Consider the following 15,011-nt stretch of genomic DNA (forward strand, 5'->3'; position numbering starts at 1 on the left):
GCTCCCACAGCACCAGGTCGGCGAGCTTGCCCACCTCGACCGAGCCGATCTCGGTCTCCATGCCGTGCGCGATGGCCGGGTTGATCGTGTACTTCGCCACGTACCGGCGGGCACGCGTGTTGTCGGCCGCCGAGTCGCCGGGCAGCGCGCCACGACGCCGCTTCATCACGTGCGCGGTCTGCCACGTCCGGATGATCACCTCGCCGACGCGGCCCATCGCCTGGGAGTCCGAGCCGATCATCGAGATGGCGCCGAGGTCGTGCAGCACGTCCTCGGCCGCGATCGTGGTCGGCCGGATGCGGCTCTCCGCGAACGCAAGGTCCTCGGGCACGGACGGGTTCAGGTGGTGGCACACCATCAGCATGTCCAGGTGCTCGTCGATGGTGTTCACCGTGTGCGGCCGGGTCGGGTTCGTCGACGACGGCAGGATGTTCGGCAGCCCGACCACGGTGATGATGTCCGGCGCGTGGCCGCCGCCGGCGCCTTCCGTGTGGTAGGCGTTGATCGAGCGGCCCGCGATCGCCTCCACTGTGGACTCGACGAACCCGGACTCGTTCAGCGTGTCCGTGTGGATGGCCACCTGCACGCCCGTCTCGTCCGCCACGCGCAGGCAGGCGTCGATCGCGGCCGGGGTCGTGCCCCAGTCCTCGTGCAGCTTGAAGCCGCCGGCGCCGGCGGCGACCTGCTCCCGCAGGCCGTCAAGGGAAACCGTGTTTCCCTTGCCCAGCAGGAGAACGTTCACCGGCTGGCCGTCCATGGCGGCCAACATGCGGCGCAGGTTCCACGCGCCGGGCGTCACCGTCGTGGCCTTGCTGCCCTCCGCCGGGCCGGTGCCGCCGCCGATGAGGGTCGTCAGGCCGGACGCCAGCGCGGTCTCGGTCAACTGTGGACAGATGAAGTGGACATGGCAGTCGACGCCGCCCGCGGTCAGGATCTTGCCGTTGCCGCCGATGATCTCCGTGGACGGACCGATGACCAGCGCGGGGTCGACACCGTCCATGGTGTCCGGGTTGCCCGCCTTGCCGATGCCGACGATCCGGCCGTCCCGCACCCCGACGTCCGCCTTCACCACGCCCCAGTGGTCCAGCACGACCACGCCCGTGATCACCAGGTCGGGCGCGCCGTCGGCCCGGGTCGCGAGCGACTGCCCCATCGACTCGCGAATCACCTTGCCGCCGCCGAAGATCACCTCGTCACCGGAGCCGGCCGGCCCCATGGCGCGGTCCTCGGTCACCTCGATCAGCAAGTCCGTGTCCGCCAACCGAATGCGGTCGCCGACTGTCGGTCCCAGCAGTGACGCGTACCGCGCCCGGTCGATGTCGCTCATCGCAGCCCCGGCACGACTCGCCGCCCGGCCAGCGGCACCAGCGAGACCTCGCGCTCCACTCCGGGCTCGAACCGAACCGACGTCCCGGCCGGTATGTCGAGCCGGTGGCCGTCGGCCAGCGCGCGGTCGAACTCCAGCGCCGGATTCGTGGCCGCGAAGTGGTAGTGCGAACCGACCTGTACCGGCCGGTCCCCCGTGTTGCGGACGACCATCGACACCCGGGGCCGCCCCGGGTTCAGCTCGACCGGCTCGGCGGCCGGCAGGATCTCGCCTGGGATCACAGTGGACTCCTCACACGATCGGGCTGTGGACGGTCACGAGCTTGGTGCCGTCCGGAAACGTCGCCTCCACCTGTACCGAGTCGATCATCTCGGGTACCCCCACCATGACCTGCGCTCGTGTCAGCACCGAACGACCGCTGGACATCAGCTCGCTCACCGATCGACCGTCCCGCGCGCCCTCGATCACGTGTTCGGTGATCAGCGCCACTGCTTCGGGATGATTGAGCAGCACGCCACGCTCGAGCCGGCGCCGCGAGATCTCCGCCGCGTACAGAACCAGCAGCTTGTCGCGTTCCTGGGGGCTCAGGTGCATGGATGTTGTCTACCACCGGACCATGGCGCGTTCCGCTCTGGAAACACGCGCGTTACGCGGCGGATCTGAATCGTTCTCCTAAATCGTGACCGAAACCACCGTTCGGGGCAATTGCCACGGCCGTATGAAGGGGAGGAAGGTGGACTGACCGCGCGGCTGGGGATCCCTCGCGCGATGTGGGTCGCGGACTGGCGGAGAGGCTGGTAACACCATGCACAGCGCGGTGCGGCAGATGGACACACCGGTTGACCCGGAGCCGGACGACGGCTTCCGGCCGGGCCTGGAAGGCGTCGTCGCCTTCCGCACCGAGATCGCCGAACCCGACAGGGACGGCGGCGCGCTGCGTTACCGGGGCGTGAACATTGAGGATCTCGCCGGCAAAGTGACATTTGGCGACGTGTGGGCGCTCCTCGTGGACGGCAAGTTCGGCCAGAGCCTGCCACCGGCCGAGCCGTTCCCCATCCCGGTGCACACCGGCGACGTCCGGGTGGACGTGCAGGCGGCACTTGCCATGCTCGCCCCGATCTGGGACTACAAGCCACTGCTGGACATCTCCGACGCCGAGGCCCGCGAGCAGCTCGCGAGGGCGTCGGTCATGGCGCTCTCCTACGTCGCCCAGTCCGCCCGCGGCATCGGCCGCCCCGCGGTGCCGCAGCGGCGGATCGACGAGTGCAACACGATCACCGAGCGGTTCATGACCCGCTGGCGCGGCGAACCCGACCCCGCGCACGTGCGGGCCGTCGACGCGTACTGGGTCTCGGCCGCCGAGCACGGCCTCAACGCCTCGACCTTCACCGCCCGCGTCATCGCGTCCACCGGCGCGGACGTCGCGGCGTCCCTGTCCGGCGCCATCGGCGCCATGTCCGGCCCCCTCCACGGCGGCGCCCCGGCCCGCGTGCTGCCGATGATCGAGGAGGTCGAGAACGTCGGCGACGCCCGCAAGGTCGTGTCGAACATCCTCGACCGCGGCGACCGGCTGATGGGCTTCGGGCACCGGGTGTACCGCGCGGAGGACCCGCGAGCCCGCGTACTTCGCCGTACCTGCAAGGAGTTGGGGGCGGCCCGGTACGAGGTGGCGTCCGAGCTGGAGCAGGCCGCACTGACCGAACTGCGGGAACGCCGCCCGGACCGCGCGATCGAGACGAACGTCGAGTTCTGGGCCGCCGTGATCCTGGACTTCGCGAAGGTGCCGCCGCACATGATGCCCGCGATGTTCACGTGTGCCCGGACCGCGGGCTGGTGCGCGCACGTGCTCGAGCAGAAGCGGACGGGCCGCCTCGTCCGCCCGTCGGCGAAGTACGTCGGGCCCGCTCCGCGCACTCCCGACCAGGTCGAGGGCTGGGACAGCGTCAACCCCTACTGAGGTCCCGTAACCGGCGTTGAGTCGCCGTCCTTCCGGTGGACCGTTGCCCGACCTCGATGGTCGCCTGGCGGCGACGGCAGTGACGCGACTTCAACCGATGTCCTGTCCCCTGCGGGGCCGGTCGCTCACAGGACGGCCGGCCACAGTGTTCGCCGCTCGCACGCAGGTCCAGCTGTTGCAGTTCGCTTCTTGATCAACGCGAACACAGGTGGTTGCGTGGGCAGTCCCCCACCCAACCCAGGGGGCCGGCCCCGGTCCCATTGTACCGGCGGGAACGGACAAAACGGCTGGTCAGCGGGGGGTGTGGATAACTTTCACCCGGTGAGTGCGAGCGAAAGGGACACACGTCCGGGGCCGGGCGTCCATCCCTACGGACCGTCCTGTCCACCGAACGGCTGACAGTGGGATTCAGCCGCGCGGGCGTCCCTGAACCGGGTCCGGCGCGACACGATTTCCGCATGACCGCAATACAGGTTCGCGGACTTCGCAAGTCCTACCACGGGGTCGCCGCCGTCGACGGCGTCGACCTCGACATCCGGCAGGGTGAGGTCTTCGCTCTGCTCGGGCCCAACGGGGCCGGGAAGACCACCACCGTCGAGATCCTCGAGGGGCACCGGCGCCGGGACGACGGCCAGGTGTCCGTGCTGGGCGCCGACCCCGGCTCGGCCGGTCGCGCGTGGCGTGCCCGCATCGGCATCGTCCTGCAGACGGCAAATGACGCCGCCGAGCTGACGGTCCGCGAGAGTGTCCGCCACTTCGCGGGCTACTACCCGGCCCCGGCGGACGCCGACGAGGTCATCGAGCAGGTCGGGCTGACCGCCAAGGCGGGCACCCGGGTGAAGGCGCTGTCCGGGGGTCAGCGTCGCCGCCTGGACGTCGCGCTCGGGGTGGTCGGCCGGCCGGAGCTGGTGTTCCTCGACGAGCCGACGACCGGGTTCGATCCCGAGGCGCGGCGCCAGTTCTGGGACCTGATCCGCGGCCTCGCGGCGGGCGGCACGACCATCCTGCTGACGACGCACTACCTCGACGAGGCCGAGGCGCTCGCCGACCGCGTCGCGGTGATCGCGGGTGGCCGCATCGTCGCGGAGGGCACGCCGTCCACGCTCGGTGGGCGGTCGACGGCCAAGGCGACGGTGAGCTGGATCGGGCCGGAGGGGCGCCAGACGATGCTCACCGACACCCCGACCGCGCTCATCGCCGAGCTGTCACAGGGCCGTGAGCTGCCCGAGCTGACCGTGACCCGCCCGAGCCTGGAGGACACCTACCTGGAGCTGATCGGAGAGAAGCGATGACCACCGCCACACTGCCCACGACGTTCGGGCTCGGGCTGGCCCGCGGCGGGGTCGAGCTGAAGCAGTTCTTCCGTGCCAGGGAACAGGTGGTCTTCACCTTCACGTTCCCCGCGATCATCCTGGTACTGCTCGGCTCGATCTTCGACGAGCAGTACCAGGACGGCATCACCGCCGGCCAGGTGTTCGCCGCCAGCATGATCGCCGCCGGTCTGGTGGCGACGTCGTTCAACAACCTCGGCATCAACGTCGCCCTCAACCGCGAGGACGGCACGCTGAAACGCTTACGTGGCACGCCGATGCCGCCCGCGGCGTACTTCATCGGCAAGATCATCCTGGTGGCGGTGGCCAGCCTCGCCGAGGTGGTGCTGATGCTCGTCGTCGGCATGGTCCTCTTCGACGTCGAGCTGCCGAGCACGGCGGGCGACTGGTTCACGTTCACGTGGGTGTTCGCGCTCAGCGTGGTCACCTGCTCGCTGCTGGGCATCGCGATCAGCGCCATCGCGAGGACGGCGCAGAGCGCGGCGGCGGTCACCAACGTGCCCTACATCGCGTTGCAGTTCATGTCCGGTGTGTACATCCCGATCGACGGTGTGCCCGAGTGGATGCGCGACGTCGGGTCGCTGTTCCCGATCAAGTGGGCCGCCCAGGGGTTCCGCTCGGTGTTCCTACCGGACAGCATGATGGCGAGGGAGGCGGCTGGCTCATGGGAACTCGGGAAGACGGCGCTGGTGCTGGGCGGCTGGTGCGTGCTGGGACTGGTGCTGTGCCTGCTGACGTTCCGGTGGACGAACAAGCGGGGCTGAGGAACGACGCCTGGCTGCGCTGGTACTGGCTCTGGGACCTCTCCTTCGCCGTCGTCTACGTCTCGGTGGGCCTGCTGGTCCTGCTGCGGGACGACGACTCGCTGCCCAACCGGCTCGGCGCGGCCGGCGTGCTCACCGTGATGGCCGCGGGGTACGTGTTCTTCGGCCGCGGCCACATCGTCGTCCCGAGGGAGCGCGGCTCGGTGCAGGGGCGGTTCTTCGCCGCCGGGCTGGTCGTCCCGCAGCTGGTCGCCGTCACGTTCGACGGGGACGCGTCGTTCGCGTTGTTCGCCCTCTGTCCGCTGATGTTCATGAGCCTGGCGCTGCGCGAGGCGATCATCGTGGTCGTGGCGCTGAGCCTCGTGCCACCGCTGGCGTCGCTCATCCGGGACGGGCTCGACACGGCGCTCGGACTCCTCGGCCCGATGATGGTGTTCACCGTCCTCCTGGGCGTGACGATGGGCACGTGGATCCACCGAATCGTTTCGGAGAGCCAGGAAAGGGCCGAGTTGATCATGAAGCTGGAGGAGAGCCGGGAGGAGGTCGGCCGGCTCTCCCGCGAGGCCGGGGTCGCCGCCGAGCGGGCCCGGCTCGCGGCCGAGATCCACGACACGCTGGCGCAGGGCTTCACCAGCCTGGTCACCCTCGTCCAGGCCGCGGAGTCCGAACTGGACAGGGACATCGAGAAGGCACGCGGACATCTCACGCTCGCGGCACGGACCGCGCGGGAGAACCTGACCGAGGCGCGGGCGTTGGTCGCCGGGCTCACGCCGACCGCGCTCGGCACCGGCTCGCTGGACGAGGCGATCCGCCGGCAGCTGGAGCGGTTCGCCGAGGAGACGCCGGTCAGCGTGTCCTACCGCGCCGACGGCGACAGCGTGACGCTGCCGACCGTGCTGGAGGTGGTGCTGCTGCGCATGGTGCAGGAGTCGCTCACCAACGTGCGCAAGCACTCGCGCGCCACCGAGGTGACGATCACCTTGCAGGTCAAGGAGACCTGCGCGTCGATGCGGGTCACCGACAACGGCGCGGGGTTCGACCCGGACGAGCCCGCGGACGGTTTCGGCTTGCGGGGCATGCGAAACCGGGCCGCGGAGGTCGGCGGGCGACTGTCCGTCCGGAGTGGCTCCGGCGGTACCACGGTCGAGCTGGAGGTGCCCCGGTGAGTGGCGTGATCCGGGTGATGCTCGTCGACGACCACCCCGTCGTCCGGGAGGGGTTGCGCGGCATGCTGGAGTCCGAGCCGGATTTGACGGTCGTCGCGGAGGCCGGGTCCGGCGAGGAGGCGGTCGCGCAGGCGCGGGTCACCGAGACCGACGTGATCCTGATGGACCTGCGGATGCGTGGCCTGGACGGCGTCGGCGCGACCGAGCGGATCCTCGCCGGCGACCCGCACGCGCGGGTCGTGGTGCTCACCACGTACGAGACGGACGCGGACATCCTGCGTGCGGTCGAGGCCGGCGCGTCGGGCTATCTGCTGAAGGACGCGAGCCGGACGGAGCTCGCCAACGCCGTCCGGGCGGCGGCGCGCGGGGAGACCGTGCTGGCGCCGTCGGTCGCGGGCCGGCTGGTCAACCAGGTGCGCCGGCCGGCCGCGCAGTCACTGTCCGCGCGGGAGGTCGAGGTGCTCGCGCTGGTGGCGAAAGGCCTGCGGAATGCGGATATCGGGCGGTCACTGCACATTTCGGAAGCGACCGTGAAGACCCATCTGCTGAGGGCATTCGGAAAACTCGGCGTGTCCGACCGAACCGCCGCGGTGACGACGGCCATGGCATTGGGTCTGCTGTCCTGACCCGGCAATTGGTAACGCCGATGACGTAGCGCGATCATCGGGATTATTCGGTAAGAATGCGGCCATGCTGCAAACCACCGAGTTCGCCCTGCTCCGCCGAGTCGCCGCCGAGCAGGCGGAAGGCCGGGCACCGTCACTCGTCGCAGCCGTCGTGCGTGGCGGTGACGTTTTGTGGACCGGTGCGCGCGGACAGGTCGACGGCGCGGCACCGACCGCCGACACCCAGTACCGCATCGGATCGATCACCAAGACCTTTGTCGCGGTGCTGGTGATGCGCCTGCGCGACGAGGGCCGCCTCGACCTGAACGACGAGCTCGACAAGCACATGCCGGGCACCTCCTTCGGTCATCTGACCATCGCGCAGCTGCTGTCGCACACCGGCGGGCTCACGTCCGAGTCGCCGGGCGTGTGGTGGGAGCGCGCCCCCGGCGGCGACTGGCCGGACCTGGTCGACCGCATGGACGAGGACGTGCTCAAACACCGCGCCGGCGCCAGGTTCCACTACTCGAACCCGGGCTACGGGGTGCTGGGGCAGCTGGTGGCCGAGCTGCGCGGCGCGTCGTGGCTCGAGGTGCTGAACACCGAGATCCTGGCGCCGCTCGGGATGGCCCGCACGACGCCGATGCCGGCCGCGCCGCACGCGCTCGGCTGGGCCGTGCACCCCTACGCCGACGTCCTGCTGCCGGAGCCGACGCCGGACGCGGGCGCGATGGCCCCGGCCGGCCAGCTGTGGTCGACCGCGACGGACATGGCCCGCTGGCTGCGGTTCATCGCCGGCGACTCGGGCACCGTGCTGCACCCGGACACGGTCGAGGAGATGCGCGCGCCGGTCGTCGTCGAGGACGGCGGCGCGTGGACCGGCGGGTACGGCCTCGGCCTCCAGACATGGCGCGACTCGGGCCGGCGCCTCGCCGGCCACGGCGGCTCGATGCCGGGGTTCCTGGCGAACGTGGTGGTCGACCCGACGACGACGACCGGCGCGCTGGCGATGACGAACTCGACGGCCGGGGTCGGTGTGTCGGCGCTGTCGATGGACCTGCTGAAGCTGGTGGACGACTACGAGCCGGCGCTGCCGGGCGAGTGGCGGCCGCTGACGGAGGTGTCCCTGGACCTGCTGGCACTCACGGGCCAGTGGTTCTGGGGCCCGATGCCGTTCGTGCTGCGGCTGATGGCGGGCGGTTGGGTCGAGCTGCGCCCGGTGTCCGGCGCGGGCCGGGGCTCGCGGTTCCGGCCGACCGGCGACGGCGAGTGGCTGGGCCTGGACGGGTACTACGCGGGCGAGACGCTGAAGCTGCACCATCACGCCGACGGCACGGTCAGCCACCTCGACCTGGCGACGTTCGTCTTCACCCGCACCCCGTACGACCCGAAGGCCCCGGTCCCGGGTGGCGTCGACGACCGCGGCTGGCGCCCGGGCGACTGACACGCGAGGCCCTACTCCCCCGCAGCGCCTTTCCGGGCAGCACCGCGATCCCGAACGCGCCGGTGTGACGAAGACCCTGAAACGCCCCGGCCCAAGATCACGATCTGGTAAGAGGCGTATCCACTTCATAGGGTCGTCGACACCGTGTTGTAGTGTGCCGGTTCTGATGTCGGGGACTGGCCTTAAAGGAGAGTCATGGGCAGGTTCGTCCCGGCATGCGTTGGATTCGCGGGTGCCGCCGCGCTGTTACTGGCCACCGCCGCGCCGGCCGCAGCCGACGAGGCGGTCACGGGCCGGGTCGACCATGACGGCAACGTCATCGGTTACCAGGTCAACGTAGGCAAGGACTGGCTCGCCACGATCCCCACCAACCTGCTCGGCTTCAAGCTCGCCGACGGCACCGAGCTGGGCATGTACTGCGTCGAGCTCTACACCGACATCGACGACCAGCACGACATGGTCGAGCGGCCGTGGGACGACTCCCCCGACGCGAACTCGCCGTTCAACGCCAACCGGGCGAAGATCAACTGGGTGCTGCACCACGGCTATCCGGGCAAGAGCCTCGCGAACGTCGCCGCCCAGCTGGCGCCGGCGCAGCTGCACGACGGGATCGACGTCCTCGAGGCCGTCGCCGCCACGCAGGCCGCGGTCTGGCACTTCAGTGACGGTGTCAACCTCGACCGTGACGACCCGCTCTCCGGTGACGCCTCGGACCAGGACGACGCGGCTGATGCCCTGGCCCTGTACGACTACCTCACCGGCCCGGCGAACACGGGGATCGGCGAGGCGCCCATCCCGGCGCTGTCGGTCGCCCCGGCGGACAAGGAAGGCACGGCCGGCACGCGGATCGGGCCGTTCACCGTCGACACCAACGCCACCGTCGAGCAGCTGACCGCGAACCTGCCGGCCGGCGTGCGGGTCACGGACAAGGACGGCAAGGACGTCGCCGCGGGCGCGATCAAGGACGGCACCGAGCTGTACCTGGACGTCCCGGCCGGCACCGTCGACGGGAACGGCACGTTCTCGCTGACCGCCTCGGCGACCCTGGACACCGGCCGGCTGTTCGTCGGGGAGAACTACGCCAAGCACCCCACGCAGTCGCTGATCGTGGCCGGGGCCGTGAACACGAAGCTGACGGCGTCAGCAGGCGCGAGCTGGACCACCGCCCCGCCGACCACGACGACGACCACCACGACCACGACCACCACCACGACGCCACCGACCACGACCGTCCCGCCGGCCACCTCGACCACGGCCGCGCCGACCCCGCAGGGCGGTCTCGCATCCACCGGCGCGTCAATCTTCTGGCCGGTCCTGGTCGGTGTCGTACTGGTCGCCGGCGGTGCGGGCGCACTGATCTTCCTCCGCCGCCGCCGCACATAACCCCACCTGTCGCGAGTCCCGCGTTCAAACAGTGCGAGTCCCGCGTTCAGCCACACCGAGTCCCGTTTTCGCATGCATGAAAACGGGACTCGGTGTGTTCGAACGCGGGACTCGCGGGTCAGGCCAGGGCTTCGGTGGGGGACAGGCGGGCCGCGCGCATGGCCGGGTAGGCGCCCGCGAGTGCGCCGACCACCGCGGCCACTCCGACGCCACCCAGTAGTGCGATGGGTGGGAAGACCGCCGGCCAGTCGCGGGTGAGCGCGTAGCCGGCGGTGACGCCGACGCCGACTAGCACGCCCACGATGCCGCCCAGCAGCGACAGCAGGACGGACTCGGCGAGGAACTGGCCGCGCACCTGGCGTTTGGACGCGCCCAGTGCCCGCCGCAGCCCGATCTCGCGGCGGCGTTCGAGCACCGAGATGACCATCGTGTTCGCGACGCCGACGCCGCCGACGAGGAGCGCGACGCCGCCGAGCCCGAGGAAGAGCGCGCTGAAGGAGGTCTCGCTGAGCCGCTGGGCCTTGAGCGCGTCCGAGGGGCGGGACACCTTCACCTCCAACGGTTCCGCCGGGTTGATGGTGGCGCCGAGCACCGCGCGGACGCTCTCGACCTGGGCGTCGACGGCGCGGACGTAGACGGTCGAGGGATGGCCGTCGAACCCGAGCGTCTCGGCCGTGTGCCAGCCGACGAGCGCGGCCCGCTCGATCTCCTGGGCGAGCGGCATGGCGTTGAGAATGCCGACCACCGTGAACCACCGGTTACCGAGCCAGACCTGTGTGCCCGGCTGGTTGACGCCCAACCGAGTGGCCGCGACCGAACCGAGCACGACGGTCGGAAAGTTCTCGGTGACTCCGTCGAGAAACCTGCCGCGGTGGATCGAGCCCCGAAGCAGTTTCAGCAGGTCGTTGCGGGCCGCGAGGACCGAGACGCCGGAGGTCTCCGCCTCATCGATCCGGTCGGTGCGGCGAATCGTGGCGTCGACCTTCCCGGTGGCGGAGACGCCGGTGACCGGGCCGATCCTGGCGACCATCGGGACGGTGGTCAGGGGTAGGGAGGCGTCGTTACCCATGATCGTCTGGCCGGGCGCCGCGGTGAGCAGGTTGGTCCCGAGCGCGGCGAGCTGCTCACGCAGGGCCTGCTGGCTGGACGCCGGAATCGAGACGACGGCCACCATCGCGGCGATCCCGATCCCGATGCCGAGCGCGGAGAGGATCGCGCGGAGCGGCCTGGTCCGCATGCCATGGGCACCGAGCCGGCCGACGTCACCGGGTCCGAGCCGCCGCGGCCGGGGTAGGAGGGTGGTCACAGTCGCACCAGTCCCGTGTCGAGGCGGACCACGCCGTCCAGGACCTCTATCCGCCTGGGCAACGCGGCCGCCACCTCGCGGTCGTGGGTGACGACCACCACAGTCGCGCCGCTGTCGCGCAGGTCCAGCAGCAGTCGCATGATCTCCATGCCGGTGCGGCTGTCCAGGTTCCCCGTCGGCTCGTCGGCCAGGATCAGCGCGGGCTCGTTCACCATCGCGCGGGCGATCGCCACCCGTTGCCGTTCGCCGCCCGACAGTTCCGACGGGAGGTGCCACGCCCGATGCGACAGCCCCACCCGATCGAGTGCCGCCAGCGCCAGACCCCTCCGCTGGCGTGACGGCACCCCCGCGTACGTCAACCCCGTCGCCACGTTGTCCACCGCCGGCAGGCCCTCCGCCAGGAAGAACTGCTGGAACACGAACCCGATCCACTCCGACCGCAACGCCGACAACCGCCGGTCCGACAACCGGCTCACGTCGTGCCCCCGCATCTCGACCACCCCCGACGACGGCCGGTCGAGCGTGCCCATCAGGTGCAGCAGCGTCGACTTCCCCGAGCCCGACGGCCCCACGACCGACACCAGCTCCCCCGCGCCGATCGACAGCGTCACGTCGCGCAACGCCTGTACCCCACCCGGGTACGTCCGGCTCACCTCGCGCAGCGTGATCATGACGTGGTCACCACCGTCATGCCCGCCGACAACCCGCGGCCGGAGACCTCGACCATTCCGTCGGCGAACAGACCGGTCCTGACCGCCACCAACTTCCCGGACGGCTGCTCCACCGCGTACCCGCCCTCGGTCAGCGCCAGCAGCGCCCCGACCGGCACCACGAGCACGCCCTTGCGCTCCCCCGACGTGACGACCACGTCCACCGAGCCCGCGTCGACCGCGCCGATGGCGGCGACATCGTCGATGGACACCGTCGCCGTGTACTTCTGGCTCGTGTCCGCGTTCGGGTCGTTCGGGTCCGAGTCGGACGTCGCCGGGACGACCGACCGCACGGTGCCGGGCACCTGCTTGCCGCCGACCGTCAGCGTCACCGGCTTGCCCACCGCCGCCAGGTCCTTCTGGCCCTCCGTCAGCTCGACCGTGACCCAGCGCGTCGTGTCCGTGTACTTCAGCACCGAGCCCGCCGCGTCCGCACCCAGCGCCAGCTCCACCGAGCTGACCCGCACCGGCGCCGCCGTGACCACCACGTCGCCCAGCTCGATGCCACCCGTCTGGTCGACGCCCAGCTTCTTCTGCCACTTCTTGATCGCGGCCGCGGTCCCGGCCGTGAACTTGTTGTCCGGCTTGCCGAACCCGCTGTACCCCAGGTCCCGCAGGTTCTCCTCGACCAGCTTCACGTCCGGCCCGTCGGTCATGCCCGAACCGAGCGCCCGGTAGAGCGGCAGCGAGCCGAGGAACACGACCACCGGCCGCGCGTCCACCTGGTACGCCACGGCACCCCGGTCGAGCACGGTCCCGACGGCCGGCAGCGACGTGACCGTCCCCTGCCGCCGGCCGGTCAGCGACTGCTCGATGCCGTACCCGAGCTCGCCGGTCAGCGTCTCCCGCTCCGCCAGGTCCATGCGCCGTACCTCGGCGGTCGCCGCCGCGGCCGGCGACTGAGGTACCGCGACCGGGCGACTACCCAGCCGGGTGACAGCCACCGCCGTGCCGATCCCCAGCACCACCAGCACGCTCACGCCCACCAGCACCCACCGCAGCAGGCGCCGGCGGCGGACCACCTCAGGGCCGCTCACTTGTCGCCCTTCTTGCTGGAGCGCGACTCGGTCTTCGCGTCCGCGGGCGCGCACGCCTTCATGGCCTTGTCGAGCTCGTCCGGGTCGTTGCCGCCGTCGCCGGCGTCCACGCTGATGCCCGGCTCGTCCATGGTCGGTTCCTTGATCTCGATGCCGTGCTCTCGCAGGCACTTCGCCATCTGGCGAGCCCGGTCGAGGTCCTCGGCCGTCGGCTTCTCCGGCTCGCCGCCGTTGGGCATCAGGTGCTTGCACTTGGCGTTGGCCTTGTCGACCTTGTCCTTCTCGTCCTCGCTGCCGACCGAGATGCCGCCGCCACCGCCGCCGCTCGGGTCGGGGTCCGCCATGTCGACACCGTTCTCCCGCATGCACTTCGCGTAGTCGCGCATCTTGTCGATGTCCGACTTGCCGTCGTCCGCGGCGGGCGTCGCCGAGGACTTCGGCGCGTTCGAGTCCGAGATGGACGCGACGCCGTCGCCGCTGTCTCCCGTGCTTCCACACGCCGTGACCAGCGTGAACAGTCCGCCCAGGACAACCAGGCGCCATCGTGAGTTCATCGGAGATCTCCCTTCCTTCGCTGGCGACCAGTTCTACGAGGCCGGTGGTTCGGGCGCGCTAAGCGAAATCGCTTATCCCGTCCTTAACCGCGGGGCGAGCACACTGGCCGCATGCGGGTGCTGGTCGTGGAGGACGAGCAGCTCCTCGCGGACTCCGTCGCCGAGGGGTTGCGCAGGCTGTCCATGGCCGTGGACGTCTGCTACGACGGCGACGCCGCGCTGGAGCGGGTCGGTGTGCATGCCTACGACGTGGTCGTGCTGGACCGGGACCTGCCCGGCACGCACGGCGACGAGGTGTGCCGTGCGGTGGTCTCGACCGGTGGTGAGGCGAGGGTGCTGATGCTGACCGCCGCCACCGAGGTCATCGACCGGGTCGCGGGCCTCGCGCTCGGCGCCGACGACTACCTGACCAAGCCGTTCGCCTTCGCCGAGCTGGTCGCCCGGGTCCAGGCACTGGGCCGGCGGGCCCGGCCGGCGCTGCCGCCCGTGCTGGCACAGGCCGGCGTGGTGCTGGACCGGCCGCGCCACCAGGCGGCGCGGGACGGGCGGCACCTGCCCCTGTCGAGGAAGGAGTTCGCGGTGCTCGAGGTGCTGATGCGGGCCGAGGGCGCGGTGGTGAGCGCCGAGGATCTCCTCGAGAAGGCGTGGGACGAGCACGCCGACCCGTTCACGAACGCGGTCCGGGTCGCGGTGATGACGTTGCGCCGCAAGCTCGGCGACCCGCCGGTGATCGAGACCGTGCCCGGCGCCGGCTACCGGATGCTGCCGTGAGCGGAGCCGGTGGAGCGGTCCGGCGCCGCGATGCGGGCGAGGAGACGCCGTGAAGCTGTCGGTACGCACCCGGCTCGCGCTGACGTTCGCCGGGCTGTTCATGCTGGCCGGCGCGATCCTGCTGGTCGTCAACTACACGCTGGTCAGCGCGGCCCTGCCGGAGGCGGGCACCGGGGGCATCAGCTACAGCGGCAACGGCTCACCGCCGGAGCTGACCGACGAGCGGATCTACGGCGGGCACGGCGAGGCCGGCGGCGGCCCCGAGATGACCTCGACGATCGTGAACGGCGCGATCGACGGCTACCGCACGTCGGCGCTGCGGACCATGCTGGTCATCTCGGGCATCGCGCTCGTGCTGGTCGGCGCCATGGCCGGGCTGCTCGGCTGGCTCATGGCCGACCGCACGCTGCGGCCGGTCAAACGGATCACCGCGACGGCCAGACGCCTCGAGGTCGGGCGGATGGAGAAGCGGATCAACCACGACGGCCCCGACGACGAGCTGAAGGAGCTGGCCGACACCTTCGACGGCATGCTCGACCGGCTCGCCAGCTCGTTCGACAGCCAGCGCCGGTTCGTCGCCAACGCCTCGCACGAGCTGCGCACACCCCTCGCCGTGCAGCGCACGATGATCGAGGTCGCGATGGCCGACCCGACCG

The 15,011-nt window shown here is 70.8% G+C and carries 16 protein-coding genes; 9 read left to right on the forward strand and 7 right to left on the reverse strand.

Annotated elements, in window-relative coordinates; all coding sequences use genetic code 11:
* The 3 genes from ureC to VET29_RS39455 all read right to left on the reverse strand — a co-directional run.
* Window positions 1-1,327 (reverse strand): urease subunit alpha (gene ureC / locus VET29_RS39445; protein ID WP_324930978.1); only part of this gene is annotated, 1,327 nt, incomplete at its 3' end.
* Complete coding sequence (locus VET29_RS39450) at window positions 1,324-1,608, reverse strand: urease subunit beta (protein ID WP_324930980.1); 285 nt, start codon at window positions 1,606-1,608, stop codon at window positions 1,324-1,326. The genes VET29_RS39450 and ureC, both read right to left, overlap by 4 nt.
* Before the next feature lie 10 nt (window positions 1,609-1,618).
* Window positions 1,619-1,921 carry an urease subunit gamma gene (locus VET29_RS39455; RefSeq protein ID WP_324930982.1) on the reverse strand — a complete coding sequence of 101 codons (303 nt, stop codon included), beginning with the start codon at window positions 1,919-1,921 and terminating at the stop codon, window positions 1,619-1,621.
* A gap of 232 nt (window positions 1,922-2,153) precedes the next feature.
* On the opposite strand from VET29_RS39455, the gene VET29_RS39460 reads away from it, so the two are divergent.
* From VET29_RS39460 to VET29_RS39490, 7 genes are all read left to right on the forward strand, one after another.
* The gene (locus VET29_RS39460; protein WP_324930984.1) at window positions 2,154-3,284 is read left to right on the forward strand and encodes a citrate synthase 2; all 1,131 of its coding nucleotides are present in this window, start codon (window positions 2,154-2,156) and stop codon (window positions 3,282-3,284) included.
* A 458-nt stretch (window positions 3,285-3,742) separates the two neighbouring features.
* Window positions 3,743-4,576 (forward strand): ABC transporter ATP-binding protein, encoded by an 834-nt coding sequence (locus VET29_RS39465; RefSeq protein ID WP_414636723.1) that lies wholly within the window; start codon window positions 3,743-3,745, stop codon window positions 4,574-4,576.
* A complete protein-coding gene (locus tag VET29_RS39470; protein WP_324930987.1) occupies window positions 4,573-5,379 on the forward strand; it encodes an ABC transporter permease in 807 nt (268 codons plus the stop codon). The genes VET29_RS39465 and VET29_RS39470 overlap by 4 nt, the downstream gene beginning before the upstream one ends.
* Window positions 5,340-6,545 carry a sensor histidine kinase gene (locus tag VET29_RS39475; RefSeq protein ID WP_324930990.1) on the forward strand — a complete coding sequence of 402 codons (1,206 nt, stop codon included), beginning with the start codon at window positions 5,340-5,342 and terminating at the stop codon, window positions 6,543-6,545. Before VET29_RS39470 ends, VET29_RS39475 begins: the two co-directional genes overlap by 40 nt.
* Before the next feature lie 5 nt (window positions 6,546-6,550).
* On the forward strand, window positions 6,551-7,171 hold the full coding sequence (locus VET29_RS39480) for a response regulator transcription factor (protein WP_324931018.1): 621 nt from the start codon (window positions 6,551-6,553) through the stop codon (window positions 7,169-7,171).
* A 64-nt stretch (window positions 7,172-7,235) separates the two neighbouring features.
* Window positions 7,236-8,594, forward strand: a complete 1,359-nt coding sequence (locus VET29_RS39485) for a serine hydrolase domain-containing protein (RefSeq protein WP_324930994.1) — start codon at window positions 7,236-7,238, stop codon at window positions 8,592-8,594.
* Between the two features lie 195 nt (window positions 8,595-8,789).
* Complete coding sequence (locus tag VET29_RS39490) at window positions 8,790-9,977, forward strand: thioester domain-containing protein (protein WP_324930997.1); 1,188 nt, start codon at window positions 8,790-8,792, stop codon at window positions 9,975-9,977.
* 118 nt (window positions 9,978-10,095) lie between these two features.
* On the opposite strand, the gene VET29_RS39495 is transcribed toward VET29_RS39490, so the two are convergent.
* Genes VET29_RS39495 through VET29_RS39510 form a run of 4 tightly spaced genes read right to left on the reverse strand, consistent with a single transcriptional unit; the run spans window position 10,096 to window position 13,584 of the window.
* Window positions 10,096-11,283 (reverse strand): ABC transporter permease, encoded by a 1,188-nt coding sequence (locus VET29_RS39495; RefSeq protein ID WP_414636724.1) that lies wholly within the window; start codon window positions 11,281-11,283, stop codon window positions 10,096-10,098.
* A complete protein-coding gene (locus VET29_RS39500) occupies window positions 11,280-11,954 on the reverse strand; it encodes an ABC transporter ATP-binding protein (protein ID WP_324931001.1) in 675 nt (224 codons plus the stop codon). Before VET29_RS39500 ends, VET29_RS39495 begins: the two co-directional genes overlap by 4 nt.
* A complete protein-coding gene (locus VET29_RS39505; protein WP_324931004.1) occupies window positions 11,951-13,030 on the reverse strand; it encodes a peptidoglycan-binding protein in 1,080 nt (359 codons plus the stop codon). The genes VET29_RS39500 and VET29_RS39505 overlap by 4 nt, the downstream gene beginning before the upstream one ends.
* Window positions 13,027-13,584: a hypothetical protein gene (locus VET29_RS39510; RefSeq protein ID WP_324931007.1), complete on the reverse strand. Its 558-nt coding sequence runs from the start codon at window positions 13,582-13,584 to the stop codon at window positions 13,027-13,029. Before VET29_RS39510 ends, VET29_RS39505 begins: the two co-directional genes overlap by 4 nt.
* Before the next feature lie 111 nt (window positions 13,585-13,695).
* On the opposite strand from VET29_RS39510, the gene VET29_RS39515 reads away from it, so the two are divergent.
* Window positions 13,696-14,355, forward strand: coding sequence for a response regulator transcription factor (locus tag VET29_RS39515; protein ID WP_324931010.1), 660 nt, complete (start codon window positions 13,696-13,698; stop codon window positions 14,353-14,355).
* 49 nt (window positions 14,356-14,404) lie between these two features.
* On the forward strand, window positions 14,405-15,011 hold a 607-nt coding region (locus tag VET29_RS39520), incomplete at its 3' end, for a HAMP domain-containing protein (protein ID WP_324931013.1).

Source organism: Actinophytocola sp., from assembly GCF_035634895.1.
Classification (GTDB): domain Bacteria; phylum Actinomycetota; class Actinomycetes; order Mycobacteriales; family Pseudonocardiaceae; genus Actinophytocola.